At 69.2% G+C, this 26,249-nt stretch carries 23 protein-coding genes and 4 pseudogenes; 18 read left to right on the forward strand and 9 right to left on the reverse strand.

Annotation, left to right across the window (positions count from 1 at the left end):
• The first annotated feature begins 196 nt into the window (after window positions 1-196).
• The 6 genes and pseudogenes from OG852_RS47190 to OG852_RS47215 all read left to right on the forward strand — a co-directional run.
• Window positions 197-2,458, forward strand: coding sequence for an MMPL family transporter (locus tag OG852_RS47190; RefSeq protein WP_330351224.1), 2,262 nt, complete (start codon window positions 197-199; stop codon window positions 2,456-2,458).
• A 123-nt stretch (window positions 2,459-2,581) separates the two neighbouring features.
• Entirely contained in the window at window positions 2,582-3,802 is a 1,221-nt protein-coding gene (locus OG852_RS47195) for a sensor histidine kinase (RefSeq protein WP_330351225.1), read from the forward strand.
• The gene (locus tag OG852_RS47200) at window positions 3,799-4,476 is read left to right on the forward strand and encodes a response regulator transcription factor (RefSeq protein WP_330351226.1); all 678 of its coding nucleotides are present in this window, start codon (window positions 3,799-3,801) and stop codon (window positions 4,474-4,476) included. The genes OG852_RS47195 and OG852_RS47200 overlap by 4 nt, the downstream gene beginning before the upstream one ends.
• Before the next feature lie 45 nt (window positions 4,477-4,521).
• Window positions 4,522-5,025 (forward strand): HAD-IA family hydrolase, encoded by a 504-nt coding sequence (locus OG852_RS47205; protein ID WP_330351227.1) that lies wholly within the window; start codon window positions 4,522-4,524, stop codon window positions 5,023-5,025.
• Between the two features lie 196 nt (window positions 5,026-5,221).
• Window positions 5,222-5,446 (forward strand): hypothetical protein, encoded by a 225-nt coding sequence (locus OG852_RS47210; RefSeq protein WP_330351228.1) that lies wholly within the window; start codon window positions 5,222-5,224, stop codon window positions 5,444-5,446.
• A 291-nt stretch (window positions 5,447-5,737) separates the two neighbouring features.
• Window positions 5,738-6,142, forward strand: a pseudogene (locus OG852_RS47215) (YceI family protein); the annotation flags it as partial.
• A gap of 71 nt (window positions 6,143-6,213) precedes the next feature.
• Here OG852_RS47215 and OG852_RS47220 read toward each other — a convergent pair.
• The 3 genes from OG852_RS47220 to OG852_RS47230 form a co-directional block, all read right to left on the reverse strand.
• Window positions 6,214-8,586: an MFS transporter gene (locus tag OG852_RS47220; RefSeq protein ID WP_443064634.1), complete on the reverse strand. Its 2,373-nt coding sequence runs from the start codon at window positions 8,584-8,586 to the stop codon at window positions 6,214-6,216.
• A gap of 972 nt (window positions 8,587-9,558) precedes the next feature.
• The gene (locus OG852_RS47225) at window positions 9,559-9,714 is read right to left on the reverse strand and encodes a hypothetical protein (RefSeq protein WP_330351229.1); all 156 of its coding nucleotides are present in this window, start codon (window positions 9,712-9,714) and stop codon (window positions 9,559-9,561) included.
• A 487-nt stretch (window positions 9,715-10,201) separates the two neighbouring features.
• Entirely contained in the window at window positions 10,202-10,699 is a 498-nt protein-coding gene (locus OG852_RS47230; protein ID WP_330351230.1) for a hypothetical protein, read from the reverse strand.
• Between the two features lie 389 nt (window positions 10,700-11,088).
• On the opposite strand from OG852_RS47230, the gene OG852_RS47235 reads away from it, so the two are divergent.
• Together OG852_RS47235 and OG852_RS47240 are read left to right on the forward strand one after the other, a co-directional pair.
• Window positions 11,089-11,556 (forward strand): hypothetical protein, encoded by a 468-nt coding sequence (locus tag OG852_RS47235; protein WP_330351231.1) that lies wholly within the window; start codon window positions 11,089-11,091, stop codon window positions 11,554-11,556.
• Window positions 11,557-11,588: 32 nt separating this feature from the next.
• Window positions 11,589-12,427: pseudogene (locus OG852_RS47240) on the forward strand (transposase family protein).
• Window positions 12,428-12,656: 229 nt separating this feature from the next.
• On the opposite strand, the pseudogene OG852_RS47245 reads toward OG852_RS47240, so the two are convergent.
• From OG852_RS47245 to OG852_RS47260, 4 genes and pseudogenes are all read right to left on the reverse strand, one after another.
• Window positions 12,657-13,864: pseudogene (locus tag OG852_RS47245) on the reverse strand (IS4 family transposase).
• 63 nt (window positions 13,865-13,927) lie between these two features.
• A complete protein-coding gene (locus tag OG852_RS47250) occupies window positions 13,928-15,133 on the reverse strand; it encodes an IS256 family transposase (protein WP_330351366.1) in 1,206 nt (401 codons plus the stop codon).
• Window positions 15,134-15,584: 451 nt separating this feature from the next.
• Window positions 15,585-15,887 carry a hypothetical protein gene (locus tag OG852_RS47255; RefSeq protein ID WP_330351232.1) on the reverse strand — a complete coding sequence of 101 codons (303 nt, stop codon included), beginning with the start codon at window positions 15,885-15,887 and terminating at the stop codon, window positions 15,585-15,587.
• Window positions 15,884-16,009: a hypothetical protein gene (locus tag OG852_RS47260; protein ID WP_330351233.1), complete on the reverse strand. Its 126-nt coding sequence runs from the start codon at window positions 16,007-16,009 to the stop codon at window positions 15,884-15,886. Before OG852_RS47260 ends, OG852_RS47255 begins: the two co-directional genes overlap by 4 nt.
• A 223-nt stretch (window positions 16,010-16,232) precedes the next feature.
• Here OG852_RS47260 and OG852_RS47265 point away from each other — a divergent pair.
• Window positions 16,233-16,580: pseudogene (locus OG852_RS47265) on the forward strand (MBL fold metallo-hydrolase); the annotation flags it as partial.
• A 94-nt stretch (window positions 16,581-16,674) separates the two neighbouring features.
• A complete protein-coding gene (locus OG852_RS51140) occupies window positions 16,675-16,986 on the forward strand; it encodes a hypothetical protein (protein WP_443064635.1) in 312 nt (103 codons plus the stop codon).
• Here OG852_RS51140 and OG852_RS47275 read toward each other — a convergent pair.
• Window positions 16,886-18,355, reverse strand: a complete 1,470-nt coding sequence (locus OG852_RS47275) for an MFS transporter (RefSeq protein WP_330351234.1) — start codon at window positions 18,353-18,355, stop codon at window positions 16,886-16,888. The genes OG852_RS51140 and OG852_RS47275 overlap by 101 nt on opposite strands.
• Before the next feature lie 331 nt (window positions 18,356-18,686).
• On the opposite strand from OG852_RS47275, the gene OG852_RS47280 reads away from it, so the two are divergent.
• The 6 genes from OG852_RS47280 to OG852_RS47305 all read left to right on the forward strand — a co-directional run bounded on the left by OG852_RS47280 (window position 18,687) and on the right by OG852_RS47305 (window position 23,443).
• Window positions 18,687-19,556, forward strand: coding sequence for a fumarylacetoacetate hydrolase family protein (locus tag OG852_RS47280; RefSeq protein ID WP_330351235.1), 870 nt, complete (start codon window positions 18,687-18,689; stop codon window positions 19,554-19,556).
• A gap of 23 nt (window positions 19,557-19,579) precedes the next feature.
• On the forward strand, window positions 19,580-19,864 hold the full coding sequence (locus OG852_RS51145) for a hypothetical protein (protein WP_443064636.1): 285 nt from the start codon (window positions 19,580-19,582) through the stop codon (window positions 19,862-19,864).
• Complete coding sequence (locus OG852_RS47290; protein WP_330351236.1) at window positions 19,861-21,873, forward strand: acetoacetate--CoA ligase; 2,013 nt, start codon at window positions 19,861-19,863, stop codon at window positions 21,871-21,873. The genes OG852_RS51145 and OG852_RS47290 overlap by 4 nt, the downstream gene beginning before the upstream one ends.
• Window position 21,874: 1 nt before the next feature.
• A complete protein-coding gene (locus OG852_RS47295; protein WP_330351237.1) occupies window positions 21,875-22,246 on the forward strand; it encodes an NAD(P)-binding protein in 372 nt (123 codons plus the stop codon).
• A gap of 14 nt (window positions 22,247-22,260) precedes the next feature.
• Window positions 22,261-22,992 (forward strand): GntR family transcriptional regulator, encoded by a 732-nt coding sequence (locus tag OG852_RS47300; RefSeq protein WP_330351238.1) that lies wholly within the window; start codon window positions 22,261-22,263, stop codon window positions 22,990-22,992.
• Between the two features lie 169 nt (window positions 22,993-23,161).
• Window positions 23,162-23,443 carry a hypothetical protein gene (locus OG852_RS47305; RefSeq protein ID WP_330351239.1) on the forward strand — a complete coding sequence of 94 codons (282 nt, stop codon included), beginning with the start codon at window positions 23,162-23,164 and terminating at the stop codon, window positions 23,441-23,443.
• 97 nt (window positions 23,444-23,540) lie between these two features.
• Here OG852_RS47305 and OG852_RS47310 read toward each other — a convergent pair whose 3' ends face one another.
• Window positions 23,541-24,251: a TetR/AcrR family transcriptional regulator gene (locus tag OG852_RS47310; protein WP_330351240.1), complete on the reverse strand. Its 711-nt coding sequence runs from the start codon at window positions 24,249-24,251 to the stop codon at window positions 23,541-23,543.
• A gap of 163 nt (window positions 24,252-24,414) precedes the next feature.
• Between OG852_RS47310 and OG852_RS47315 the strand changes: the two genes are divergently transcribed.
• Complete coding sequence (locus tag OG852_RS47315) at window positions 24,415-25,635, forward strand: acyl-CoA dehydrogenase family protein (RefSeq protein ID WP_330351241.1); 1,221 nt, start codon at window positions 24,415-24,417, stop codon at window positions 25,633-25,635.
• A gap of 12 nt (window positions 25,636-25,647) precedes the next feature.
• Window positions 25,648-26,214 (forward strand): flavin reductase family protein, encoded by a 567-nt coding sequence (locus OG852_RS47320; protein WP_330351242.1) that lies wholly within the window; start codon window positions 25,648-25,650, stop codon window positions 26,212-26,214.
• Window positions 26,215-26,249: the final 35 nt, after the last annotated feature.

A 26,249-nucleotide genomic window follows, 5' to 3' on the forward strand; every position in this document is an offset into this window, starting at 1 on the left:
GATCTCCTCCAGCGGCAGTAGCCGCGATTGCGTGCCGAGCGACGATGCCGATGAGAGGCCACTGCACGAAGGATGGCTGCACGCATCCCGCCTCCGCACAGGCGGTGGACTGCTTCCACGCTGCCCCGGTGGCCTGCCGTGCCTTGCGGCCCTGCACGTCGCCCACTGCTGAGATTCAGACTGGAGAGCCTCCCTCGTGGCCACGTTCCTCTATCGACTGGGCCGAGTGTCGTTCCGGAAACGACACTGGTTTCTGTTGCTCTGGGCGGCGATACTCGCCGTCGCCGTCTTCGGCGCGGCCAAGGCTCCGGCCGCGCCCGAAGACTCTCTCTCCATTCCTGGGACGGAATCCCAGAAGGCGTTCGACCTCATGGACCAGCGCTTCCCTGACAGCGGCAGCTCCGACGGGGCCACCGCCCGGCTCGTCTTCGTCGCCCCCGACGGGCAGAAGATCACGGCGTCCGCCAACAAGGCCGCGATCGAACACACGGTGAGCGAACTGGCCGACGGCAGCCAGGTGCAGAGTGCCCTCGACCCCTTCACGGCGCATGCCGTGAGCAAGGACGGCACCACCGCGTACGCCACCATCAACTACGAGAAGTCGAGCAGCGGACTCACCGACGCCACGACCTCCGCGCTCAAGGACGCTGCCCAGGACGCCCGTGACACCGGTCTGACCGTGGAGATCGGCGGCGACGCCCTGTCGTCCGTGCCGATGTCCGGCACCACCGAGCTGATCGGTGTTGCCGTCGCGGCGGTCGTCCTGCTGATCACCTTCGGGTCCGTCGTGGCAGCGGGCCTGCCGCTGATCACCGCGCTGCTCGGCATCGGTACGGGCGTCGCCATCATCACGGCGCTCGCCAGCACCATCGGCTTCTCGTCCACGACCACCGTACTGGCGCTGATGCTCGGGCTCGCCGTCGGCATCGACTACGCCCTGTTCATCCTGTCCCGCTACCGGTCCGAACGGGCTGAGGGCCGGGATCCGGAGGAAGCCGCCGGACGGGCCGTCGGCACGGCGGGCTCCGCCGTGGTGTTCGCCGGCCTCACCGTGATCATCGCCCTGGTCGGCCTGTCCGTCGTCGGTCTGGGGTTCCTCACCAAGATGGGTCTGGCCGCGGCGTTCACGGTCCTGATCGCGGTGCTGATCGCCCTGACACTGCTGCCCGCGCTGCTCGGCTTCGCCCCGAACGCCGTGCTGCCCCGGTCCGTGCGTAAGAAGGGCAAGAGGAGCGAGTCGGGCCAGACTCCCGTGACGGAGGCCCCCGCGCAGGAGGCCCTCACGCCGGAGAAGCCGGGGCTGAGCACACGCTGGGCTCGCCTCGTGATCCGCCGGCCACTGCTCGTGGTCCTGTTCGCTGTGGTGGCTCTGGGTACCTTCGCGGCGCCGGCGCTCGATCTCGAACTGGGCAACCCGGGCGACGAGTCGAAGTCCACATCGACCACCGAGCGCCGGGCCTACGACGCGCTGTCCGACGCCTTCGGCCCCGGCTTCAACGGTCCGCTGACCGTCGTCGTGGACGCCAAGGGATCCGACGATCCCAAGGCCGCGGCCACGACCGTCGCCGACGACCTCAAGGGGACGGACGGCGTGGTCAGCGTGACGCAGCCCATGTTCAACAAGGCGGGCGACACCGCCGTCCTCACGGTCACTCCGTCGACCGCTCCCGCCAGCACCGAGACCAAGGAACTCGTCCACACCATTCGGGACGAGGCAGACGGCATCAAGGCCGACACCGGCGCGGACATGCTGGTCAGCGGCACCACCGCCGTGAACATCGACATGGCCGACAAGGTCACCGGCGCGATCCTGCCCTACCTCGCACTCGTGGTCGGTCTGGCCTTCCTCCTCCTGGTGGTGGTCTTCCGTTCGATCCTCGTACCGCTGAAGGCGGCGCTCGGCTTCCTGCTGTCGGTGTGCGCGTCGTTCGGCGTGATCGTGGCGGTCTTCCAGTGGGGCTGGTTCGCCGACCTGCTCGGTGTCCAGACGGTGGGTCCGATCTCCAGCATGCTGCCGATCTTCCTGATCGGCGTGGTCTTCGGCCTGGCCATGGACTACGAGGTCTTCCTCGTCACCCGCATGCGCGAGGCGTACGTCCACGGAGAACGGCCCGGACAGGCGATCGTCACCGGGTTCCGGCACAGCGGCAAGGTCGTCGTGGCCGCGGCCGCGATCATGATGTCGGTCTTCGCCGGATTCATCGGGATGAGCGAATCGGTAATCAAGATGATGGGGGTCGGTTCCGCCTCGGCCGTCTTCTTCGACGCGTTCCTGGTACGCATGACTATCGTCCCGGCCCTTCTGGCGCTCCTCGGGGACAAGGCCTGGTGGCTGCCGCGCTGGCTGCAGAAGGTCCTGCCGAACGTGGACGTCGAGGGCGAGAAGCTGAACCGGACACTCCAGCCGGTTCCGGCACCCGTGACCCATGAGGCCGAGCAGGAACCGGGCCGCGTCTGACCGACTGGCTTCGTACGGAGCGGTGGGCCCCCCGCGGTGGGCCCACCGCTCCGTATCGGGTCGCGACCGGCATCGGGGATGCTGGTGGCGCAGGGAACAAAAGGGAAACGGCGGAGAGACATCATGATCAGCGACTGGCGGAACACCTCGCGTCGCCACCCACGTGCGGCGGACGGTGCCCTGGCGCTGGCCACCTTCGCCATAGGGGTCTTCGGAAGCGCCGTACCCCCCGAGAACCCCGGGCATCTGAGAGTGCCCGATACGCTCGTGGTGGTGATCAGTGCCGTGGGGGCGGCGGCCCTCTTCCTGCACCGCGCTCACCCGCGGCTGACGACGGGGATCACCACGACGTGTGCGCTCGTTCTGGCACTCACAGGTATCCAGCTCGACCCCCTGATCCAGGCACCGTGTCTGGTGTCGCTCTTTCTCCTGGCTCTCCGCACCGATCGGCGTACCGCCCGTATCGGAGCAGTCGCGACCGCCGCGACGCTGCTTGCGGCTTCGCTGGTCCACGACCCCGTATTCCCCTGGGGAGCCTTCATCATCGGCCTGATCTCGTGGACGCTGCTGCCAGGGGCCGTCGGAGACGCGGTGCGCAGCAACACCGAGTACCTCGCGGCCGCCGAGGCACGGGCCGAACTCGCCGAGCGCACACGGGAGGAGGAGGCCCTGCGCCGCGTGAGTGAGGAACGCCTCCGGATGGCCCGTGAGCTCCACGACGTGGTCGCCCATCACATCGCGCTCGCGGCCACACAGGCGCACACGGCCACATACCTCATGCGCCACCACCCGGAGCGCGCGCCGGAGATGATGGAGCACCTGTGCGACTCCACCGACGAAGCCCTGCGAGAACTCCGCGCGACCGTCCGCCTGCTGCGCCAGCGCGGTGACACCGACTCCCCGCGAGACCCGGCCCCCGGACTCGCCCAGCTTCCGGACCTGCTGCGATCCTTCGAGCGCGCGGGCCTGAGTGTGGAGGCCACCACCGAGGGGGAGAGAAAGCCGTTGTCGCCCGGTGTGGATCTGACGGCCTACCGGATCATTCAGGAAGCGCTGACCAACGTCACCAAGCACGCCGGCACCGCCGGCGCCCGGGTGCATCTCGCGTACACCCGAAGCTGGGTGACGATCACCGTCGTCGACGACGGCCACCCCGGCGTCCCGGCATCCCGTCCTGGTCAGGTGTCCGGCTACGGGCTCATCGGCATGCGGGAGCGCGCACAGTCCGTCGGCGGCCGACTGCAGGCCGGACCCAGGGAGGAGGGCGGCTTCACCGTCACGCTCGGACTGCCGATGCACAGCACGGCACAGCACCCGAGCTCCGAGGAGGTACCGCAGCAGTGACCATTCGAGTACTGCTCGCCGACGACCAGGCTCTCGTCGTCAGCACGTTCTGCATGCTGATCGATCTGCAGGAGGACTGCGACGTCGTAGGGCTCGCGGCCAACGGCAGAGAGGCCGTCGACCTGGCCCGCGCCACCCACCCCGATGTCGTTGTGATGGACATCCGCATGCCGGTGCTGGACGGGTTGGCGGCGACGGCCGAGATCTGCTCGGACGTGTCACTGCGTACCACGAAGGTCCTCGTGCTCACCACGTTCGAGACCGACGAGTACGTCGCCGAGGCCATCCGCGCGGGGGCCTCCGGTTTCCTCGGCAAGGGCATCGGACCGGAGGAACTCCTCGCAGGGATCAGGACGGTGGCCGGCGGGGACGCCCTACTGTTGCCCGCCGCCACTCGGACCCTGATCTCCCGATTCCTCGCCGCGCCCGAGGCCGTGGGACCCCCCGTTCGTGGCACGGATGCGCTTCCCGAACTCACCGCGCGCGAAAGGGAGGTCGTCGCCGAGGTGGCGGGCGGTCTGTCCAATGACGAAATCGCGGAGAAGCTCTATGTGAGCCCGCTGACCGTCCGCAGCCACGTCCAGCACGCCATCACGAAGCTGGACGTGCGAGACCGGGCCCAGCTCGTGGTCCGGGCTTACCAGTCCGGTCTGGTTCGGGCCGCCCGCGAGTAGAGCCGGAGCGTACGCCCCTGCCGATGGAGCCGCTCGTGAGGGTATGTGGCCTCCACCTCGGCTCAGCACAGCGTCGAGGCGGTGCTGCGCTCGGTGGTCGGCGCCGACATCAGGGCCCGGATGAGCGGCGTCTACGCAGGGGACATCGTGCCCGCCAAGAAGCCCGCACCGGACATCTACCTGCTGGCCCTGCGCGAACTGGGCCGCTCGGCCGAGGAGGCGATCGTCGTCGAGGACTCCGAGTCCGGCGCACTCGCCGCCGCCCGGGCGGGCGTCCCACACCTCGTCACCATCAGCCACTTCACCGCCGACGACCCCTTCCCCGATGCCAGGGCGGTCCTCTCCGACCTGGGCGAACCGACAGCGCCGACCTGCTTCCTGGCGGGCAAGGACGTACGCAACAACCACGGGGTGGTCGACCTCCGCTCGCTGCACAGGATCCGGGCTCAGGACCAGTCGACCGGCGCAGGCGAGCGCTCTCGGAGGAGACCTGCATGCCGGCCCACGGGACGGGCACGGGTGGGGAGGTTCGGGTGCAGTTCCCGGTGAGCGACATCCCCTGACGGCCCTCGGCAGAGACGAGCTGCGTCGAGCGCCGGATGATCAACGGCAACTCACGCGGCGCCCAGCCGCCCGCCTCCGGGCTGCGTGGCACGCTGGGGCGGCTTGGGCCCGGCTACCAACCGCCCATGGTGGCCAACCCCGCCCTGAAGCCCTGGCTCAAGCCGGAAGGAGCCTGATCGCGATGACGGAGACCGCCCCGACACTCGGCGCGGATCTGACCAAGAGCCCATCCAACGCCGGCATCCGGGACATCGACCAGGCGTCCGACGCGGCGTTCCTCACCGCCCGCGGGGTGAGCAAGCCCCTCCATGGACGTGCTGTCCTCAAGCACCCCGACTTCCGGGTCAGCAGCGGCGAGATCGCCGTTCTGATCAGCAAGAGCGGCCTGGCAAGAGCACCGTCCTGAGGGTCATCGCCAGCTGGAGGAGCCGGACGCCGGCGACATCGACCGGCGGATGCGGGGCTACGCCACGGGCCGCTGGAACGGCGGCAGAGCCGATTGCCCCACTCCTTGGACGCCGCTACCCTACGGCGCCGCGCATGTGCGCACGCTGCGGAGCATCCTGGGACGGACGCCCAATACGGCCTTGAACCCACATCGACGGCCTGCGTCGAGCACCTGTGACAGCTCTTCTACGAGCTCGCCGCGTGCTGTCGCCGACCGGCACCGTTTGGCTGAACCTCGGCCACAACTAGCGTGGAGGCGGTCATCGAGGCCGCCTCGATCGACACGGACAACGGGATGCGCGACGGCCACCTGCGCTCCGAGGACTTCCTCGACGTGGACGTCCATCGCAAGATCACCTACCGCAGCACGGGCCTCACCCCCGCGGGCGAGGCTCGCTAAACCGTCCATGGCGAACTCACCCTGCCCGGCGTGGCCCGGTCCGTCGACCTGGACCTGTCCTACCTCGGCACCGGCCCGGATCCGTGGGGCGGCGTACGGGCGGCGTTCCGCGCCACCTCCGAACTGCGGCGCGAGGACTTCGCCATGAACTACAACCAGGTCGTCCAAGCCGGCATCGCGGCCGTCGGCACGACCCTTCACGTGGAACTGGACATCGAGGCTGTGCAGGGAGAGCAACTGCCGCACGTCGCATGACCGGTCACCGGGTTATATACAGGCTTCCGCCGCCCGGGTGCACCCGGGCGGCGGAAGCCTGTATATCGGCCTTATGCATCTTTGTGGGTCAGCAGTATGTCGACGCCGTCCTGGCTGCCGCTCAGTGTGATCTGGGTGGCCACCGGCGGGTAGCCGCTGGCGATCACGGTGTACTGCTGGCTGGAGAGATCGGCGAAGGAGTAACTCCCGTCGACGCCGGTGGTGCGCGTCCCTACGACGTTTCCGGCGGCGTCGGTCAGAGTGACCCGGGCATCGTCCAGCGCACGGCCGTCCTGGGTGTGCACCGTCCCCCGCAGAGTCGCCGCGACGGCAAGCTGGATGTCGCAGCGGGTTCCCTCGGAGGAAACGGTTGCCGGCACGGCCGTCGGGTGGTGGCCGGGCGAGCTGGCGCTGAGCGTGTAGTCGCCGGGCGGCAGATCGTCGATCCGGTAACCGCCGTCGTTTCCGGTGGGGGTGCTGGAGCCTGTCACCTCACCGCGCTGGTCGGTGGCCACCACCAGCACACCGGACAGGACATCGCCGTCCTCGCCGCGCACCGTACCGGTCAGGCCGCCGGTGCTGGGGAGCATCACGAGATCGTGGGAGACCGGCACGTCGTTCACGCTCAGAGTGGCGACCTGTGGCTGGTAACCGGGCGCCGAGCCGATGAGGACCAGGCTGCCGCGCTCGGAGGTGTCCAGAGCGTACGACCCGTCCTCACGGGAGGTGGCGCGGGCCAGCTGGTGGCTGGCGGTGTCCAGCAGGGTGATCACCGTACGGGGCACGGGTGCGCCCGCGCCGTCCCGCACCCGTCCGTGGATGACGCCCGTGCCGCCCGTGTCCGTGGCGACGGCACGGGTTGTGGTGACTGCACGGGTGGCCGGAAGCGTGGCCGTGGAAGGGTAAGCGGTCTCCACGGCCGTGTCCGGGGCGGGGGCCGGGGTCTGGACCTCGGTGTCCGCCGCGGCCAGGCTCGCGCTCTTCTTCTTGCTGCGGAACAGCAGCGCCGTGATGACAAAGGCGAAGGCGAAGAAGCCGGCCGACCACCAGAAGGCGACTTCGTAGCCGTGCAGCGCGGCATTTGCCTTGACCAGCGGGTCGTTCAGATGGTCCTTCGCGTAGTCGGTGGCGGCGCTGGTGGCCAGGGTGTTCAGCAGCGCGGTGCTGATCGCACCTCCCACCTGCTGGGTGGTGTTGACGCTCGCCGAGGCCACGCCCTGGTCGCTCGCCTGCACACCCAGGGTGGCGTGGCTCATCGCCGTGGGCATCACCATGCCGAGCCCCACGCCCAGCAGCAGCAGCGACGGCAGCACATGCGCCGCGTAGCTGCTGTCCAGCTCGATGCGGGTCAGCCAGGCCATGGCGCCCGCGGCCACGAGCAGGCCGAAGGGAACGACGATCTTGGGCCCGATCTTCGGCACCAGCCAGTTGGTGGACAACTGCGCCGTCGCCATCAGCGCGCCCACCATCGGCAGGAAGGCCAGGCCGTTCTTCAGCGGCGAGTAGCCCAGGGTCGACTGGAGGTAGTAGGTGAGGAAGAGGAAGAGGCCGAACATCCCGGCGGACGAGATGAGGATGGCCGACAGGGCGGCGGCGCGGTCGCGGTCGGCCAGCACCCGCAGCGGCAGCAGGGGGTGTTTCGCCCGCGCCTGCCACAGGAAGAAGGCCAGCAGCAGGACGCCGCCTCCGGCGAGGAAGCCCCACGTCATCCAGTTGTCCCAGTCGTGGGTCTCCGCGTTGGCGAAGCCGTAGACGATGCCGAACAGACCGCCGGAGACCAGGACCACTCCCGGGATGTCCAGCCGAGGCCGCTCGGCAGGGACGGAGCGGCCGAAGAGGAAGATCGCACCGATCAGCGCGGGAACCGCGATGATGTCGTTGACGTACAGCGTCCAGCGCCAGTCCAGGTACTCGGTGAGCAGGCCGCCAAGGACCAGACCCACGGCGGCGCCGGAGCCGGCGATCGCGCCGTATATGCCGAACGCCCTGGCGCGTTCCTTGGGCTCGGTGAACGTCGTGGTCAGCAGGGAGAGCGCCGTCGGGGCGAGCAGGGCGCCGAACAGCCCCTGCACCGCGCGCGCGACGACCAGCATGGTGAAGCTGTTGGCAGCGCCGCCGACCGCCGAGGCGGCGGCGAAGCCGACGAGGCCGATGATGAAGGTCGTCTTGCGGCCGAAGAGGTCGGCGATCCGGCCGCCGAGCAGTAGCAGACTCGCGAAGGCCAGGGAGTAGGCGGTGACGATCCACTGCCGCCCGTTGTTGTCGAAGCTCAGGTCCAGCTGGGCGGACGGGAGCGCGATGTTCACGATCGTGACGTCGAGCACCACCATGAGCTGGGCGAGGCCGATCACGGCCAGCACCCACCATCGGTGCTTCGTACGGGCCTGGGCATGAGCAGGGCCGGACGGCCCGGCCTCGCCCATGGCGACTGGGGTGGATTCCAAGGTGGGACTCCCTCAAGGGACTTGGATGGCTCAGATTTGCGTCAGTGCGGGCGGACAGCGATGTCCAGCGCGTCGTTGTAGGTGGGCGTCGTCGTCGGCTCGGCCGACGACCGGCGAGCGAGGACCGCCCCATCGATCAGACGCCGCACGATAAGGGGATGGCCGGGTCTCCTGTCCCCGTCCTGCCGCGGCGCGGTCCGGCACCAGCAGCAGGATCTCCCGTCGCGGTCCGGGAGACATCGCGTGGCGGGCGCGTGCCAGGCCCTCGCGGTGACGGACGGTGTGGGCGAGTGCTGTCGCGAACTCTTCATAACCACCGCACGGCGGCGCAGGAACCGCGTTCGGGCAGAGGTGGCGACTGCGGTGCCTTTCGCACCGCCCCCGCATGGCAGGCTGGAAGCAGCCGCGAAGCGTGCCAGTACCAGAGCCGGACTGGTGCGCCAAGTGCTGCCCTGCCCGGTCTCGACGCGGGTCGTCGTCATCATGACTGCCGCCCACCATCGGTCCGAAACGGTTTCGTACGCAAGGGTAGAGCAGCCTTGGAGCGAAACACAATCGTTTCGATCAATTCCATGTCACCTGCGCGGTAAGCCACAAACCGAGGTTCCATGTGTCGACGAGGAACCCCTGCGGCGTGCTGCGGTGGCGCCCGTATGTTGTGGCCCCCGTCGAGCACGGCCCGACGGGCACGGGCTGTGACGCGAAAGGGACGCCGCGGCCGCATCCACGGCTTCGACGTGCGACCCGCTCGGCGGCGGTCGGCTCCTCCGATCTCGGAAGGCGATCCGAAGTCACGGTAGGCGGTTGATGGTGTTGCGGCTCTGGCGACTGCGAAACCCATCCCTTGGTTCACGTGTGGCTGGCTGAGTGGTGCAGCACATGTGGCTCGTTGGACGTCGATGGTTCCCCGGCTGCGTGCCTTGGTGTCTCGGACCAACGCATTTGGGTGTGGCTCGGTTTGAGGGACTGTGATCATGCGGCGAGAGTGAGGGCGTCGCGGTAGCGGATGGCGTGAACCCGCAGGTGCTCGCGCTGCACGTGACGCTCCCAATACTGCTCGGAGTCGCCGTTGTTGATCACCGCGCGGAGCTTGAGGACGGCCTCGGCCCCGGCCTGCCGCTTGCCCATGTGCGTGCCGGTCGCGCGCTCGATCGCGGCGAGCTTTTTGAGCGCGGAGTGCCGCCCGGTCGGCAGGTCCAGGTCGGCATCGGCTGGTTGCAGGTTCGAAGCCCCCTTCGCGCGGTAGGGGCGATCCGCTCCACCTCCACGGTGCCGAACCGCGTGGACAGCAGTCGCTTATGGCCCGCCTCGGCGGCGCGCCGCACCACCTGGTCGGATCCGGCAACCTCCGGCAGACGCTCCTCGCGCTGGGCATGCTGGGCGAACCACTCCTGCAGCATCAGACGGTGCACCTCGCGACCGCGGCGACGAACTCCTCCGCCTCGGCGTGGGAGGCACCCTCCTGGTCGAACGGATCGGCGAGCAGTTACTCGAAGGCGGCGCGGGAGGCGGGAAATGCTCGGGTCTCAGGTGAGCCATAGGCTGGCACCGGCCTCTTCTCTTTCTGTCGTGCGCGGCTTGTCACCAGGCACGACGCAGGGAAGAGCCCACCTAGTCACGACCGATCGGGTGCGCGAACGCCGTCGGCCACCGCGAAAGGGCCCCGGGGCGGCTCGGCCAACCACTCACCGCGCACCATGCGCTTCAGCCGCATCCGCAGCGTCTCGACGTGCCGGTGGTCGGCCACCTCCTCCGTCACTTCACAGATCTCTTTCGCCCGCAGCGACGCATTGGCACTGGCCAGCAGAGCCAGCACCGGCCAATCGCCCTCGGCGGGCACCTCACCGATCGCGACGCGCACAACCGGCGGCAGAGGGTCGGCCAGATCGTCCGGAGCGCATCCCGTACGGGCTCCTGCTCGAACTCCCCTTCGCCGCGTCGCGTTCGGCGAGCGTGCGGGCGAGGGTCGCCTGAGTGACCACCAGCTCGGACAGCTCCTCCTCGTGGCAGTGATCCGCTCGTTCAGCGCGGCCTGCTCGGCCCGCAGCCCCTCCACCTGCCGTCGGGCCGCCTCCTCGTGCTGCTTCAGCAGCGCCAGCAGCTCCTGCTCCATGCGTCCCTCCGGGCGATGCCGCCGACGCAACCGCGCCGGGCCCAACCCCCGCACCACCCAAGGACTTACCGGACCGCCAGAACGCGACACGCCTACTGATCACCGTCCCTCAAACCGAGCAGCACCCGAGTGCGTTTGCCCAGCCGAAGGCGGTGGCGTCGCTGTTCACCGGACCAATGAGCGGTGTGCATCGTGAAGTCGCAGGTCGCGGGTCTGGTGTGAATGGCGAGTTGGATACTCGTGCCGGTCGGCGGCCGATGACCAGGGCGTAGATCATCGGGCGGGTCCGGCTCCGGTGGGATGCCGGGTTCGGCTGAGCCCACGACCGGCCCCCGCCTACGATCCGTCAGCAGGTCGGCACGCCGTGAGAACGCGGGAGGGCGAGGGGGATGCAGGAGCGGCAGTGGATCACCGCCCGCCGGAGCGAACGGGATGCCCTCCCTGAGGAGTTGGCCAAGCAGCTTCAGGAGGTCCAGGCCGAGCGGGATGAACTGGCGATCGCGGAGCGGGTGTTGAACCGCCTGTCCGAGCAGGCCCGGGCCGACGCCGGGGCGCTCGCTCCGGTATCGGTGAAGGTGGCCGGGCAGGCAGTCCTGCTCATCCCGCACCGCAGCGACGCTGCCGACGAGGGTGCGCTGCCCGGCGACTACCGCAAGATCCTGGCGATCGTGCGGGAGGCCGACGGCCCGGTGCAGGTCCGGGCGGTCGGCGAGCGGCTGGGGCTGGAGGCCTCAGTGCGCGGCAAGCTGGAACCTTTGCGGGCGAAGATGACCAAGCCCGCCGACCATGGCTGGCTGCACAAACGTCCTGACGGGCGGTTCACCGCACGTCCGCAACTGCGCGGGACGGGGGCGTAACTGACAGGCCCCCGACGGCAGTTGAGTTTGGTGTGAAGAAAAACAACAGTTCCGTCGAGGGCCCTGACGGCCTTGTCTACACCGCCCGCCTGCCACTGTCGAGTGCACCCTGAACTGGCTCGCCGACCTGATACGCGGCCACCTCAAGAAGATCGGCTCGCCGTGGCGCGCCCTGCCCGCGGGGAAGATCGCCGCCATCGTGCTGGCGGTACTGCGCTGTGACCAGCGCCCGGGCGACCTGGCCGGCGGCAACGGCATCCACCGCACCACCGTCACCCGGTGGGTCCGCGAGGTCGTCGGCCTGCTGGCCGCCCGCGCCCCGCGCCTGGACCGCGCCTTGCAGAAGATCGCCCGAAAGGGTGGTGGGATCGTACTGCTGGACGGCTCCCTGATTCGCACCCGACGCCGCACCGGCGCGGCGAACCGGAAGAACTACTCCGGCAAGCAGAAATGCCACGGCCTGCTCGTGATCGCGCTCACCGACGACAAGGGACGGCTGATCTGGGTCTCTGCCGCCCGTCCGGGACGCACGTCGGAGATCACCGCCTGCCGTCACGACAAACTCACCGCCCACTTGCGGGCGGCCGGTCTCGGCGCCATCGCCGACCTGGGGTTCGTCGGCCTCGACGACAGCGGCCCGGACTCCGACCCGGCAGTGATCACCGGCTACAAGGCCGCCCGGAACCGCCCGCTCACCCGCGGTCAGAAACTGTCCAACACCGCACTGGCCGCGGTCCGGGCACCGGTCGAGCACGGCTTCGCGCACCTGAAGAACTGGCGCGTGCTCAGCAAGGTCCGCACCGACCCGAAGTGGGCAACCGCGCTCGTGAGGGCCCTGCTCGTCCTGACGAACCGCGAAGTTTCCCGCTGACCGATGATTTACACCGAAGTCATCCGCCCGTGACCAGCCCGAGCACACCGCAACCCGCGCACACCAGATCCGAACTGCAATTTCACGCCATGCGTAGTGCTCGTCGCGTTTGACGCCGAAGTTGGACATCTTGCGTTTGACGACGCGTGGGTTGGAGCGCCCGCGGCGGGTGGGTAACAGGCGTGTGGTGATCTCGCTGAGTCCGTCGGTGAGAGCCGCGGCCAGGCGGTCAGGGGGAAAAAGCCGCCTGCGCGGTGACCTGGCGGCGCGCGAGGCGGATGCTGCGGGTGAAGGAGAGCCGGTCGGGATCGAGGCGGGCCTGCTCGGCGGCATCGTGCATCAGGGTGCGGATGGCGTGGTGGACCAGCAGATGTGCCCAGACCTCCTGTTCGACGCCTTCGGGTGAGCGGGAACTTAGGACCTGGGCGGGTCCGCGTTGGTGGGTCTTCAGCTCATCCAGCGTGTTCTCGAACTCCCACCGCTGGTGGTAGAGGGCGGCCAACTCCGTGGCCGGGGCGGCATCGGGGTCGAGGACCGTGGTGATCAACCGGTAAGGAACGTCCTGCTCGGGCCGCCCGGGATCGTCCAGGGTGTACTCGATCATCCGCACCACTTCCGGGTCGGCACGCTTGCGGTGATCCTTGGCCGCGACGATCTCTGACAGGTACGAGCCGTCGGGCAGCTCTTCGCGGACCGGCAGCACCTGGTGGGCACGGATGCGCCACAGCAGATCCGCACCGCCGGCCGCGGCCGCCCGCCACAGCTCCAAGCCGGTGAAGCCGCGGTCGGCCAGCAGCAGTCGCCCTCGCCCAGGTGGCCGAACAGCTCGCGGGCCAGGGCGGGTTCGGATGTGGTGAACGGGCCCAGGGCCGCCGTGGTGATGGAGTGGGTGCCGCACTCGGCCAGCGCGACCACCCGCACCTGCGGATACGCGCACCGCTGAGTGCGATGGGTTTTCGGGCGCCCGAAGTGCGCCGCGTTCACCTGGCTGTCCGGAACGTCGAAGACCGTGCCGTCGATGGCCATCAGCCGCCACCGGCCATAGAAGGCACCCCGAGTCGCCTCGGTTGCCAACGGCCGGGCCACCTGATCGAACAGGGCCTTCAGGGGCTCCGGGCCGAGTTTCACGCGCGCTCTCGAGATCGCCGCCGTGGTCGGCACCTGCCACGAACCCGACCAGCGTTTCGCCCAGGCCAGCCCGTGCGTCAGCAGCCGGGCGACCTCTTCGTAGCCCTGACCGGAGAACAAACACATCGCCAGTACGAAGTAGACCACCACGCGCGGCGGCAGCAGCCGGTTCCGCTGCCCGGACCTCCCGCACCCGGCCACCACCCGATCCACCAGCTCCGGCGGGAACGACCGCGTCAGCAGCCCGACCGCGATGCGATCCGACAACCGCTCGTCCGTCTCCGGCTTCACCTGACCCGGCCGTGGCATCCGGCACCTCCCCCATACTCCCTGGGTGTGTCAATTTAACGGCTGATCTTGGTTGTTGAGTGATCAGTTGTTGCTCGGGGTCAGGCGACCCTCGAAGGCGATCTGGAACGCATTCAGGGGTGCTTTCCAGCGCATGGTCCACCGCTTGCGGCCCTTGCCCGTGGGGTCCAGGCTCATCAGGGCCATGTAGATGCACTTGAGGGCGGCGGCCTCGTTGGGGAAGTGGCCGCGGGCACGGACGGACCTGCGGATGCGGGCGTTGACGCTTTCGATCGCGTTCGTGCTGCAGATGACCTTGCGGATCTCGACGTCGAAGGAGAGGAAGGGCACGAACTCGGCCCAGGCGTCCGACCACAGCTTCACGATCGCCGGATACTTCCGGCCCCACGCTTCCTGGAACTCCAGGAACCGCTCCGTCGCGGCGTCCTCGCTGGGTGCGGTGTAGACGGGTTTGAGGGCCCCTGCGACCTTGTCCCAGTCCTGGCGGGCGGCGTAACGGAACGAATTGCGCAGCAGGTGAACGACGCACGTCTGGACAATCGTGCGAGGCCAGACGGCCTCCACCGCATCGGGAAGGCCCTTGAGCCCGTCGCAGACCAGCATGAGCACGTCGTCCAGGCCGCGGTTCTTCAGCTCGGTGAACACGTGCAGCCAGTACTTGGCGCCCTCGCCGCCGTCGCCGGCCCAGATGCCGAGGATGTCGCGGGTGCCGTCCACGGTCACCGCCATCACCACGTAGATGGGACGGTTCGCGACCTTCCCGTCCCTGATCTTGACGTTGATGGCATCGACGAACAAAACGGGGTAAACGCGGTCGAGAGGACGGCTCTGCCATTCCGCCATGCCGTCCATGACCTTGTCGGTGATGGTGGAGATGGTCTGCTTGGAGACCTCCGCCCCGTAGACCTCGGCCAGGTGAGCGGCGATCTCCCCATGGGTGAGGCCCTTCGCCGAGAGCGACAGGACCATCTCGTCCACTCCCGTCAGCCGCCGCTGCCGCTTCTTGACGATCTGCGGCTCGAACGTGCCCGAGGTGTCACGCGGGACTTTGACCTCGACCGGGCCGACGTCGGTCAGCACCGTCTTGGCCCGGCTCCCGTTGCGGGAGTTGCCGCTGCCCCGGCCGCCGGCATCGTGCTTCTCATAGCCGAGGTGATCGGTGATCTCACCTTCCAGGGCCGATTCCAGGACCCGCTTGGTCAGCTGCTGCAGCAGCCCACCCTGCCCGGTCAACTGCAGTCCCTCCGACCGGGCCCGCTCCACCAGCATCGCGACCAGCTGCTCATCCGACACGGGCTCAGGCTGCCCCAACCGGGCACTCTCGACAGGCTCCACGGTCTCCAACTCCACGGCGGTGTCAGTCACTTGACGTCTCTCCCATGATCGTCGGATCCGCCGTTAGATTTACACTCCCTACTCCCTACCAGCTCACATCCTTGAGTCACTGGTATTGCGGCTAGGCCGGTCATTACTGCATGCCGGCGCCCCCGCCAATGGTGGCGCACGGCCTTCTGGGTGGAGTTGAGACACGCAGCAGCATCATTCGCGCCCTGGACCATGAGCGAGACGGCGGCATCGGTGTGTGGCGGTCGGCCGGCCGGGTCGGATCGGGGCCTTCGTGCTGGCTGGCGTCCCCGCGTGCGGGGCGGTGTCGGCTTGGCTGAGGCGCTGCTCTTCACCGCAGCCGACGAGGTCCGCAGTGGCCCGGGCCGGTGAAGAACTAGAGGTCGACGTATGTGTGGCGGACCAGGGCGCATGCCCAGAGGTCGTACGACTGGGCTTCCTTACTGGCGGAGGCGGCGAGCGTGTACGACGCGGCGGCGTCGGTGTAGCGGTTGCCGTCGAAGACCAGTTCTCCGGCAAGCTGGAAGAGGTCGCCGGCCGCGCTGCACAGGGCCTGGGATTCCGTCGCTGGTCGGCCGTCGAGGGTGTCGTTGAGCGTGGTGAGCTGGTCACGGACGATCGGGTACACGGAGCCCTTGGCGCGGGCGAGTTGGTACACCTGCCACAGGTGGCCGTTCATGCGCAGGAAGTCCTCGGACGTCCCACGCCGGGCTCCGTCGGCGAGGGCGGCATGTCGTCGGCGGGCAGGGCCACCAGGGCGCTGGTGACGGCTATGGCGCGCAGAAACTGGCGTCGGATCATGTCGTCGAGGTCCCCTGAGCCGTGGTGGTCGCGAGGCGGCGACGCTGCCGACTCCGGGCGGGCTGCTTGGGGCTGTCCCACCAGGGCGTCGAGTTCGTCAGGGTCGAGGTGCAGCAGCTCGGCCAGCTGTGGCCGTAATGGCGGCTGGGGGGTGGTGGCCCGGGTCTCCCATCGGCGCGTACAGCGAGTTCTGGTTCAAGAATGTACGCCGCTGGCCGGACCCTGGCCAGACATTCACATGTCGCCGACCCAGGGGGTGCAGGCCCATCTTGACCTGCAGCGAGGCGGTCCGGGTGGGGTGCTGTTGCCGATCCACTGGGGGACCTTCAACCTGGCGTTGCACGCGTGGGCGGAGCCGGGGGAGTGGACGAAGTACGAGGCCGAGGAGGCTGGTCAGGCGGTGGCGTTCCCGCGGCCGGGTGAGCCGTTCGAGCCGGCGGGGAGGCTGCCGGTGGAGGCGTGGTGGAGGGCGGTGTCCGGTCCAATCGCCCGTCCTTGGCGCCGTCCCCGACGCGCTGAGGGTGCGGCCGAGACGAGCAGGGGTGATCTCGACCTCGCGGGTGAGCGGTGACGTCGGTCGGGGACGAGCTTGGCGCGATGGTCCGGATGCTGGAGCGTCTTCCGGCTGGTGAGCTGGATCGGTTGCTGCTCGATTTGGGCGGGGCGTGGACTACCGGCTGGCACCCGCGCACCCGCACCCGGCGGTTTGGGACGACGCCGAATCCGCGGCACTGTGGCTGGTCGCGTGCGCTCTCGCCGCGCAAGGGCGCCGGCGTGATCGTAAGAACAAGTCGGGCGGTCCTGTACGAATGACGGGTACTGCGAGGCATGGCGCCCCGCGGTACCCATATCGCCGGATCGATCGTACCTCGACGGTCACTCGGGAAGAAGCGCACCCGCCCGGCTGTCGTCGGCCGCTGCCTCGACCTCGCCCTCGTCCGGAAAGCGCGGCATCAGGAAGAGCAGGACGAGGCTGAGTGCCGACAACACGCTCGCGACGACCAGTGCGGCGCCGTATCCGCCTGTGCTCTCGGCCGACGCCTCCGTCAAGATCGGGAACAGGCCGATGCCGACGCAGATGCTGATTGCCAGGGAGATGCCCTGGAGCTGGGCGAAGACCCGCAGCCCGAAGTAGCGGGACAGCAGGTACGGGCCGACCGTGGACTCCGCTCCCGTCATCAGGCCCAACACTCCCATCGAGAGGTAGAGCAGCCACACGCTTCCGTTGGCGAGGAAGATCATGAGCGTGCCTACCAGAAGGCACACCGAGAAGGGGACGAAATCCCGGGCACTCCTCGACCGGTCGAGGGTGAAACCCGCGAGAATCTGCCCGATGATCGATCCCACGAGCAGGACCGACACCGACAGTGCCACAGTCGTCGCCGAGTAGCCGCGGTCACCGAAGAGCGACACGGCGTTCAGGCGGACGCTCATCACCACGCCGACCGACAGGGCCAGCATGACGTTCAGGAGAAGCCAGGCGCGAGTGCGCAGGAACTTTCCGACCGGTATGCGGGAGCCGTCCAGTGCTTGCGGAAGGCCCGCCGCGGACTGCCTCTCGGCTGTTTCGGCCGTCTCCGCCGTCGGCGCCGGCTGGGAGAGCAGGAACACCTGGGCGGAGAAGGAGATCAGCAGGATGCTCGCGCCGATCACCAGCTCGGTCGTCCGCCAGCCGATCGCGTTGATGGACAGCTGGCACACCGGTGAGAGCACCGCCCCGCCCAGGCTGGCCGAGACACCGATGAGCAGCGAGTAACCCGATCCGCGATGGCGGGGGAACCATTGCGCGACGACCTTGTAGACCACGCCGAAGATGGCGGTGTACCCGGCGAAGTTGGCCACCAGAAGAACCAGGATCAGTTGTACGGTGCTCGCGCCGATGAGGCCGACTGCGCCGATTCCGAGCGCGTACACGGCCATGCCCGGTATCGCGATGACCCGGGCCCCCCAGCGGTCGACCATGCGACCGGCGAGGGGCAGGATGAACGGGGCGAGGATCGTCGGGATGTTGAAAGCGGTCAAGGTTTTCGACTGTGCCCAGCCGAAGTCGCTGGACATCGGTTTGACCATGAGCGTGACGGTCGTGCTGAGGGCCACGGGGCTGAAGAGCATGGCGATTACACAGGCGGCCCCGGCCTTCCACGCCGCCGCTGGATAGTGCCGGAGGCCGGAGAGGTACTCCCGCAGGGACGGTTTGGGGCGGGGCGGTGTTTCGAGCGGCAGGGTATCGGGGCTGGGCCGGTAAGCGGACATCATTGTCCTTTCTCGCACAGGCACGGGGTTTCGCCGTGCTCCAGGCGTAGCGGCCGACAGAGAACGGCTCGCAGGCGGCGATGAGCGCCGCAATGCTGAACTGTACGGACCAGTGCAGTATCTAGGTCAAGGTCTCTGCATGAGCAATGTGAGTGGCAGGGCCGTCCGGCGGCCTTCGTCAACGGCCGGGGGAGGGGGAGGATTCGGACGGCTCCCGGTGGCGAAGTTGCAGCCTGCCCGGCCCACGCCGGGCGGCCCGGCTCCTGCCACCAGGAACGCAGGCCGGACCTCGCCGCCGGCGCCGATGGCTCTGGCGTACCGACGATCGACTGACTTTCGACATCACCCTTGATTATCGATAATTCTGAAATTACCGTCTGGCCCAGGTGTCCGAGCGGAGTCGTACGCGAACAGGAGTCGAATGGTGAGGATTGCCAGTTATGAAGGCCGGCTGACCCTGCTGGTGGACGGCGGCGGTATCGATGTCGCGACGGCGACCGGTGGGTCGTTCACGCCCGACGTGCTGGACGCGATCGAGCGCTGGGACGAGCTGACCGAGGTGGCGGCAGGGCTGCGCGGGCCGGTGCGGCCGGTGGATCCGGCCCGGCTGGACGCGCCGGTGCGGCTGCCCCGTCAGGTGTTCGCAGTAGGGCTCAACTACCGCGATCACGCCGCGGAGGCCGGCATCCGGGAGCTGCCGACAGCCCCGCCCGTCTTCACGAAGTTCCCCGTCTGCGTCACCGGCCCCGAGGCGACGGTGACGCTTCCCAGCACGGACGTCGACTACGAGGCCGAGCTGGTGGTGGTGATCGGCCGGCGTGCCGAACACATCGCCGAGGGAGTCGCCTGGGGTCACGTGGCCGGGCTGATGGTGGGCCAGGACCTGTCGGAACGGAAGGTTCAGCTGGCCGGCCCGGTGCCTCAGTTCTCGCTCGGCAAGTCGTTTCCCGGCTTCGGGCCGACCGGCCCCGCCATCGTCTCGCCGGACGAGTTCGCCGACCCAGACGCCCTCGAAATAGGTTGTTCAGTGGCGGACTGGGTCCTCCAGTCGGGCAACACGAAAGACATGATCTTCCCCGTTCCCGAGCTGATCGCGCGCTTGTCGCGCGTCTGCCCGCTGCTGCCGGGAGACCTGATCTTCACCGGCACGCCCGCCGGGGTGGGCATGAGCCACACCCCGCCGCGGTTCCTGCGCCCCGGCGAGACGCTGACGACCTTCGTGGAGACCGTCGGGACGATCCACACGACCTTCACCGTCGGCCCCGGTCACGACGAGGCCGCACCGGAGGAATGACGACGCCGCATCGGAGAGACGACATGGCACTGCACGGGCTCGGGATCATCACCGTCGGCGTCCCCGACGTGGCCACGACGGCCAACTGTTACCAGAACTTCGGACTCGCCCTCTCCACGCCCGGCGATGGCGGCACCGCCGGCCTGTCCACCATGGACGGCGGCGACTGCGTCGTCGACGACCAGCTCTGGACACCGCAGGACCGGACCGGCGCCCGCGCGCTCGCCAGATGGGGGCCGCCGCCGCCCCCGTCGTTCCTGGAGCCCGAAGGCCTGGCCGAGCTCATGACGGGTAGGCACAGCCGATGAGCCGACCGCTGTACGAACTGCCCCCAAGGATCCGGCGTGAGACACGGGCCGCCGGTTACCTCGACTGGCTACGGGAGTCCCGGGGCCTGTCCCTGCCCGGCTGGGAGGAACTGTGGCGGTGGTCGGTCACCGACCCGGAGGGATTCTGGGGATCGTTGTGGGACCACTTCGGCATCGGGTCGCGGGCCCCGTACGACTGCGTCCTGGCCGATCCCCGCATGCCCGGCGCCGTATGGTTTCCCGGAGTACGGATCAACTACGCCGAGCACTGCCTCGGGGACGCGGAGGACGCCCAGCGCACCGCGGTCCTCGCCCGCTCGGAGACGCGTGGACCCGTCCGGCTGTCGTACGCCGACCTGCGTGACCAGGTCGCCCGCGCCCGAGAAGGTCTGAGGCGGCTGGGCGTCGGCAAGGGCGACCGGGTCGTGTCCTGTCTGCCCAACATCCCCGAGGCGGTTGTCGCCTACCTCGCCACCGCGAGCCTGGGCGCGGTCTGGGCCTCCTGCGCTCCGGAGTTCGGCGTGCCGAGCGTGATCGACCGGTTCGGCCAGCTCGAACCGAAGGTCCTGCTGGCCGTCCCGGGCTACGTCTACGGCGGGAAGCAGATTGACCGGCGGGCCGAAGTGGCGCGCATCCGCGCGGCCCTGCCGAGCGTCGAGCGGGTCGTCGACGTGCCGTACGGCCCCGGCACGCTGCCGGACGCGGTCGGCTGGGACGCCCTGCTCGCCGATTCCGGGCCACTGGTCTTCGAGCCGGTGCCGTTCGACCATCCGCTGTGCGTGCTGTTCTCCTCCGGCACCACGGGAAAGCCCAAGGCGATCGTGCACGGCCACGGGGGGATCCTGCTCGAACACCTCAAGAGCCTGGCACTGCACTGGGACCTGCGGGCCGGCGACCGCATGCTGTGGTTTACCACCACGGGCTGGATGATGTGGCAGGTCCTCGTTTCCTGCCTGCTCACGCGCGCCTCGATCGTGCTCCTTGACGGCAACCCGCTCCACCCCGACCTGCGGCACCAGTGGCGGGTGGCCGAAGAGACCCGCGCCACCCACTTCGGGTCCAGCCCCGGCTATCTCATGGCCTGCCGGAAGGCAGGGGTGCGACCGGCCGAGGAGTTCGACCTGTCCGCCGTACGACACCTGCCCGTCGCCGGGAGTCCGCTGCCGGCCGAGGGGTTCCGGTGGATCCACGAGCAGTTCGGCGACACCGTTCTGCTCAACGTCGGCAGCGGCGGCACCGACGTCTGCACCGGTCTCGTCCAGGGTTCGCCGCTGCAGCCGGTGTGGGAGGGCGAGATGTCGGGGCCCGCGCTCGGCGTGCACGCTCAGGCGTTCGATCCCCGGGGCGAGCCCGTGGTCGGCCGGCTGGGGGAACTGGTCGTCATCGCGCCGATGCCGTCCATGCCGGTCGGACTGTGGGGCGACGACCCCGGGGCGAGCCGCTACCGCGCCACCTACTTCGACCGGTACCCGGGCATCTGGCGGCACGGCGACTGGATCCGCTTCGGCGAGGACCGCGGCTGTGTCATCACCGGCCGTTCCGACGCCACCCTCAACCGCGGCGGGGTGCGGCTCGGCACCGCGGAGTTCTACCGGGTCGTCGAGGAGATGCCCGAGATCGACGACAGCCTCGTCGTCCATCTGGAGGACCCGGAGGGCGGCCCCGGGGAGCTGGCGCTGTTCGTCGTCACACGGCAGTCGCTGGACGAGGTCCTGCGGGACCGGCTGAAGGCCGCCATCCGCTCGGCGCTGTCGCCCCGGCACGTCCCGGACACCGTCGAGGCAGTCCCCGCCATCCCCTACAACCGTACCGGCAAGAAGCTCGAGGTCCCCGTCAAGCGCATCCTGCGCGGAGCCGACCCGGACGACGTCGTCGCCCCCGGCTCGATCAGCGATCCGGCCTCGCTCGACGCGTTCGTCGCCATGGCCCGGCGCCGTCGGGTTCCTGTGCGCCTCGCCGCACCGTCGACGAGCGCGCCACCTACCAACCCACCGAACAGCAAGGAGTGACATGAGTACGGCAGCATTGTTGCCCATCGCGATCCTCGGAGCCGGCATCGGCGGTCTGGCCGCGGCCGGCAGGCTGCGGGCGGAAGGCTGTGACGTCGAGGTGTACGACCAGGCGGCCGTCAAACGGGAACGCTGCGCCGCGCTCGGCCTGCGCGCCAGCACGGTACGGATCCTGGAGGACTGGGGCCTGGACGGCACGTACGAGTCGTACGTGTACCCCTTCGACGCCCGCGCCGCCGCGCGCCCCGCTCCCCGCCGAGATCCAGCGCATGTCTCGCGAGATGTCGCCGTTCCTCCGGCTGCAGCCGGCCGCCCCCGAGGCGTCCCGGTGGCCACGGCGGTGAAGCCCGAAGACCCGAGCACGAGAACGTAAGGCAGTATGGGCCCATGCCGGCAACCGACGCAGCGGTCACCCGAACGGAACGCGCCTACCAGCAGATCCGGACCGACATCCTGGCGGGCCGCCTCAGGCCGGGCTCGCCACTGCGCCTGGCCGCCCTGGCCGGTGAGTTCTCGGTCAGCATGTCCGTCGTACGGGAGGCGCTGAACCGTCTGAGCGGGCACGGACTGGTCACGACGACGCCGAACCAGGGTTTCCGGGTCACCCCGCTCTCCCGCGCCGACCTGGAAGACCTCACCGCACTGCGCCTCACCCTGGAGTGCCAGGCCCTGGCGGGCTCCATCGCCTCCGCCGACGTCCGCTGGGAGGGCGAGGTGGTCTCGGCCCACCACGTGCTGGAACGAACGCCGATCTCCGACGGCCGGTCGCCGGGCGCGAGCGACGAGTGGACCGAGGCACACGCCGCGTTCCACGACGCCCTCGTCGCGGCCTGCGGCAGGCCACGCCTGCTCGCACTGGTGCGGTCCCTGCGGGACACCGCCGAGGTGTACCGGCAGTGGGCCGGTCCGCTGGGTGAGAAGCGCGGCCGCGATGTCGAGGTCGAGCACCGTGCCCTGATGGAGCTCGCAACCGCACGACGCACCGAAGACGCGGTCGAGGCCCTGCGCGCGCACATCCAGCGCACTACCGACATCCTGCTCGCGCAGGATATTGCCGGGACCGACGCCGTGCCCGCCGGCGACGCTCGGGGCAGCCATGGCGCGATCCTCCTCCGGTGACTCGATGGTCGACCGGCTCGTGCGGACACTGGAGGGGTTCGGTCCGCAGACGCCGGTCCTGACAGTCAGTGAGCTGTCCGCGCGGGCATGACTGCCGCTGTCCACCACTTCCAGCCTGGTAAACCAGCTGGTCCACCGCTGGCTGCTCGCCCGGGACGCGGCTCGCCGCGTGCGGATCGGCGTCCGGATGTGGGAGCCGGCGTCGCGGGCGTCGCCGGCCCTGGGGCTGCGCAGTGCGGCGATGCCGTTCCTGGAGGATCTGCACGCCGTGGTGGGCCACCACGCCCAGACAGGGGTGCTGGAACCCGATCCTGCCGATGTCCAGCACGCCGAGCTGCTCGGTACGCCGTGGACCCTGCTGTACGGCGGCCGCACCCGGTCGTCGATGGCCTTCCTCCCGGCGCTGGAGAAGTACGGCGAGCGCGTCGAGGTCCGCCCGCAGGACGAGTGACGAGTAGGGCCTCCTCGACCTGAGCGCCGCCCTGTGGAATCCGTTCTCCGGAGCGGAGTGTGAGGCGGTGTCTGCGTCGGGAGAACGCGGGGGCGGGTCAGTGTGTGCGCGGCTCTGCGGTCCAGGGGAAGATGTCGCCGACCGTGCGAAGGGGCGCTTCGGGCAGCACTTCGGGGTCCCGCGAGCGCAGGGCGCGCAGGAACAGGGTGGTAGTCCAGCGGGCGTGCGCGGTCAGTCGGGCCGTGTCGAGATGCGGCTTCGGGGTCAACAGGGCGTCCATCTGCGGGCTGGCCGCCGCCATGCGGACGAACATCGCGGCGTACGCGTGGGCGTCCCGCAGCGTGTAGCCGTGCCGTCGGCCGTCCTCCAGCAGCGTCGCGGCCACGACATCGACGACGTGCGGCACGCCGAGCGTGCGCAGTGCCGCGGTCAGTTCGGGGCGGCGGGTTGTCTCCGTGGCCATGACGCGGACGAGGGCGAGGAACTGCGGGCCGGTCGTCGCCTCGAGAAGCTTGGTGACGATGTGCGTCAGCCTCTCCTGCGGGTCGTCGACGGATGAAAGCATCGCCTGGTCGAGGTCGAAGTCCAGCGAGGAGCCGCCGCGCTCGATTACGGCGCGGAAGAGTTCCACCTTGTCGCCGAAGTGGGCGTAGACGGTGGTCTTCGAGACGCCTGCCTGGGCCGCGACGGCATCCATTGACGTCTGGTCGAAGCCGCGGGCGAGGAACACCTCGACGGCAGCGTCGAGTACGGTCTCCCGCTTGCCCCGGGACCCCGTCGTCTTGCGGGGGTGTCCCTTGACCGTCATCTCGCTCCTCCTTGGCCCGCTCACTCCGCAGGTGCCCGTACTGCTTCGCCTGTTGACCTGGAAGGGACCCTATCGTACCGTCGATGTTGTACTGGACGGTGCAGTTCAATTTCGAGTCTGCCGGGACGGCACCGACCCCCGGAATCCCTGAAGGAGCCGCCTGATGAGTGAGCAGAATGCCTCGCGCTCCGGCGCCGCACGCGGCCTTGTGCCACTGTTGCGCCGCAACGCCCTCGCAGGAGAGGAGATCGGCGCGCTGACCCCGGAAACCCTCCAGGCGATGCACGAGGCCGGCGTGTTCAAGATCATGCTTCCGCCCGAACTCGGCGGGGACGCCCTCGGCGCACGCGACACCGTCGAGGTCATCGCGGCGCTGGCGGAGGGGGACGGAGCGGCCGCATGGACCGTGTTCGTATCGGGCGGCATCCGCAATCTGCTCGGCTTTCCCGAGCAGGCCGTCGAGGAGGTGTTCAAGGAGGTCGACACCTGGGTCGGGCCGCTCGCTGTGGGTGCCTCGGTGTTCTCCCCCCTCGTGGGCGCGGCACGCGCGGTGGATGGGGGCTTCCTCGTCTCCGGCAAGTGGGCCTTCGGCAGCGGATGCAAGCATGCGGCCTGGGCGGTCGTCGGCGTGGAGTACGAGGACGCGCAGGGCCGACTCCGCCGGGCGATGGCGCTCCTGCGGCGTGAGCAGTACACGATCGTGGACGACTGGCGGGTCATGGGCCTGAAGGGCACGTCGAGCAACTCGATCACGGTCGAGGGAGAGGTCTTCGTCCCTGAGCACCGAGTCCTTGACATGGCCGATCTCCCCGCGGCCATGGACGGCGTCCGCGAGCGTTACTCGGGCGTCGGATTCCGCAACGGGGCGCGGGCGCTGATGGTCATCACCTGTCTCACCAACGTGGCGATCGCCCTCGGCATGGCCCAAGGCACCCTGGACTGCTTCATCGAGCAGGCCAGGGCACGCAAGCCGTTCAATCTGCCTTATCCGACGGTGGCGGACATGCCGTCCACCCAGGTGTCCGCCGGTACGGCGCGAGCGATGGTCAATATCGCCGAAGCCGTGATCCTTCGGCACGCCGACGAGGTGGACCGTCGGGCGCTGGCGGGGGAGGACTTCACCGCGGCGGAGGAGTCCGAGATCACCATGGACCTCGTCTACGCCGTCCGGCTCTGCGCGGACGCGGTGGACCGACTCCAACTCGCCCTCGGCTCTTCGACGGTGAGCCTGAACAACCCGATCCAGCGCTTCGTGCGCGACATACGCGTGCTGGCGACCCACGGCGCCATCCGGTTCGACCCGATGGCTGAGATCAGCGGCCGCCAGGTCCTCGGCCTCGAGCCCCTGTCCATGTTCGCCAGCGGCCTGCCGCAGGTCGGCTGAGAGGTGATCCCGATGGTTGACCGGGAGCGTGTGCGGCGCGACGGCGTCCCAAGGGACGAACGTCGGCCGGAGCCGGCGACCGCCCTCGACGAGCGGACCCTGCGAGAGGCGTTCAGCTGCTTCCCCAGCGGAGTGATCGCAATGTGCGGGACAGAGGGCGACGACCCGGTGGGTATGGCCGTGAGCTCGTTCACTTCGGTGTCGCTGGCTCCCCCGCTGGTTTCGGTCTGCCTGCAGACCTCGTCGCGCACCTGGCGAAGCCTGAGGGCACTGCCCCAGCTGGGCCTGAGCGTACTGGGGGAGGGCCAGGACACGGTGTGTCGTGCGCTGGCCGGCCGGGAGGAGGACCGTTTCACGGGCGTGCGCTGGAAGGCGACTGAGCACGGCGCCGTGTTCGTGCACGGCGCGATCGCGTGGTTCGACTGCACACTGCGCGACGAACTGCCCGCTGGCGACCACGCCATCGCACTGCTGGAGGTCGGCCGTCTGTGGACGGTTTCCGCCGCCGACCCCCTGGTCTTCCACGGCAGCCGATTCCGGCGCCTGGACAGCGGTGAGCGATCGGCGGTGCCCGCCTGACGTGGATCCGCCGGTCGCCCGAGCCGCAACCCCAA

This window comes from Streptomyces sp. NBC_00582 (genome assembly GCF_036345155.1).
Classification (GTDB): domain Bacteria; phylum Actinomycetota; class Actinomycetes; order Streptomycetales; family Streptomycetaceae; genus Streptomyces.

What these genes read in the sequence shown, in the direction of transcription:
- OG852_RS47290 (WP_330351236.1), top strand. Translation starts at nt 19,861, where the DNA reads ATGAGCCGACCGCTGTACGAACTGCCCCCAAGGATCCGGCGTGAGACA.
- OG852_RS47295 (WP_330351237.1), top strand. Translation starts at nt 21,875, where the DNA reads ATGAGTACGGCAGCATTGTTGCCCATCGCGATCCTCGGAGCCGGCATC.
- OG852_RS47195 (WP_330351225.1), top strand. Translation starts at nt 2,582, where the DNA reads ATGATCAGCGACTGGCGGAACACCTCGCGTCGCCACCCACGTGCGGCG.
- OG852_RS47250 (WP_330351366.1), bottom strand. Translation starts at nt 15,133, where the DNA reads ATGCTGGTGGAGCGGGCCCGGTCGGAGGGACTGCAGTTGACCGGGCAG.
- OG852_RS47225 (WP_330351229.1), bottom strand. Translation starts at nt 9,714, where the DNA reads ATGGGCAAGCGGCAGGCCGGGGCCGAGGCCGTCCTCAAGCTCCGCGCG.
- OG852_RS47310 (WP_330351240.1), bottom strand. Translation starts at nt 24,251, where the DNA reads ATGACGGTCAAGGGACACCCCCGCAAGACGACGGGGTCCCGGGGCAAG.
- OG852_RS51145 (WP_443064636.1), top strand. Translation starts at nt 19,580, where the DNA reads ATGGCACTGCACGGGCTCGGGATCATCACCGTCGGCGTCCCCGACGTG.
- OG852_RS47315 (WP_330351241.1), top strand. Translation starts at nt 24,415, where the DNA reads ATGAGTGAGCAGAATGCCTCGCGCTCCGGCGCCGCACGCGGCCTTGTG.
- OG852_RS47255 (WP_330351232.1), bottom strand. Translation starts at nt 15,887, where the DNA reads ATGAACGGCCACCTGTGGCAGGTGTACCAACTCGCCCGCGCCAAGGGC.
- OG852_RS47260 (WP_330351233.1), bottom strand. Translation starts at nt 16,009, where the DNA reads ATGATCCGACGCCAGTTTCTGCGCGCCATAGCCGTCACCAGCGCCCTG.
- OG852_RS47210 (WP_330351228.1), top strand. Translation starts at nt 5,222, where the DNA reads ATGACGGAGACCGCCCCGACACTCGGCGCGGATCTGACCAAGAGCCCA.
- OG852_RS47230 (WP_330351230.1), bottom strand. Translation starts at nt 10,699, where the DNA reads ATGGAGCAGGAGCTGCTGGCGCTGCTGAAGCAGCACGAGGAGGCGGCC.
- OG852_RS47300 (WP_330351238.1), top strand. Translation starts at nt 22,261, where the DNA reads ATGCCGGCAACCGACGCAGCGGTCACCCGAACGGAACGCGCCTACCAG.
- OG852_RS47235 (WP_330351231.1), top strand. Translation starts at nt 11,089, where the DNA reads ATGCAGGAGCGGCAGTGGATCACCGCCCGCCGGAGCGAACGGGATGCC.
- OG852_RS47320 (WP_330351242.1), top strand. Translation starts at nt 25,648, where the DNA reads ATGGTTGACCGGGAGCGTGTGCGGCGCGACGGCGTCCCAAGGGACGAA.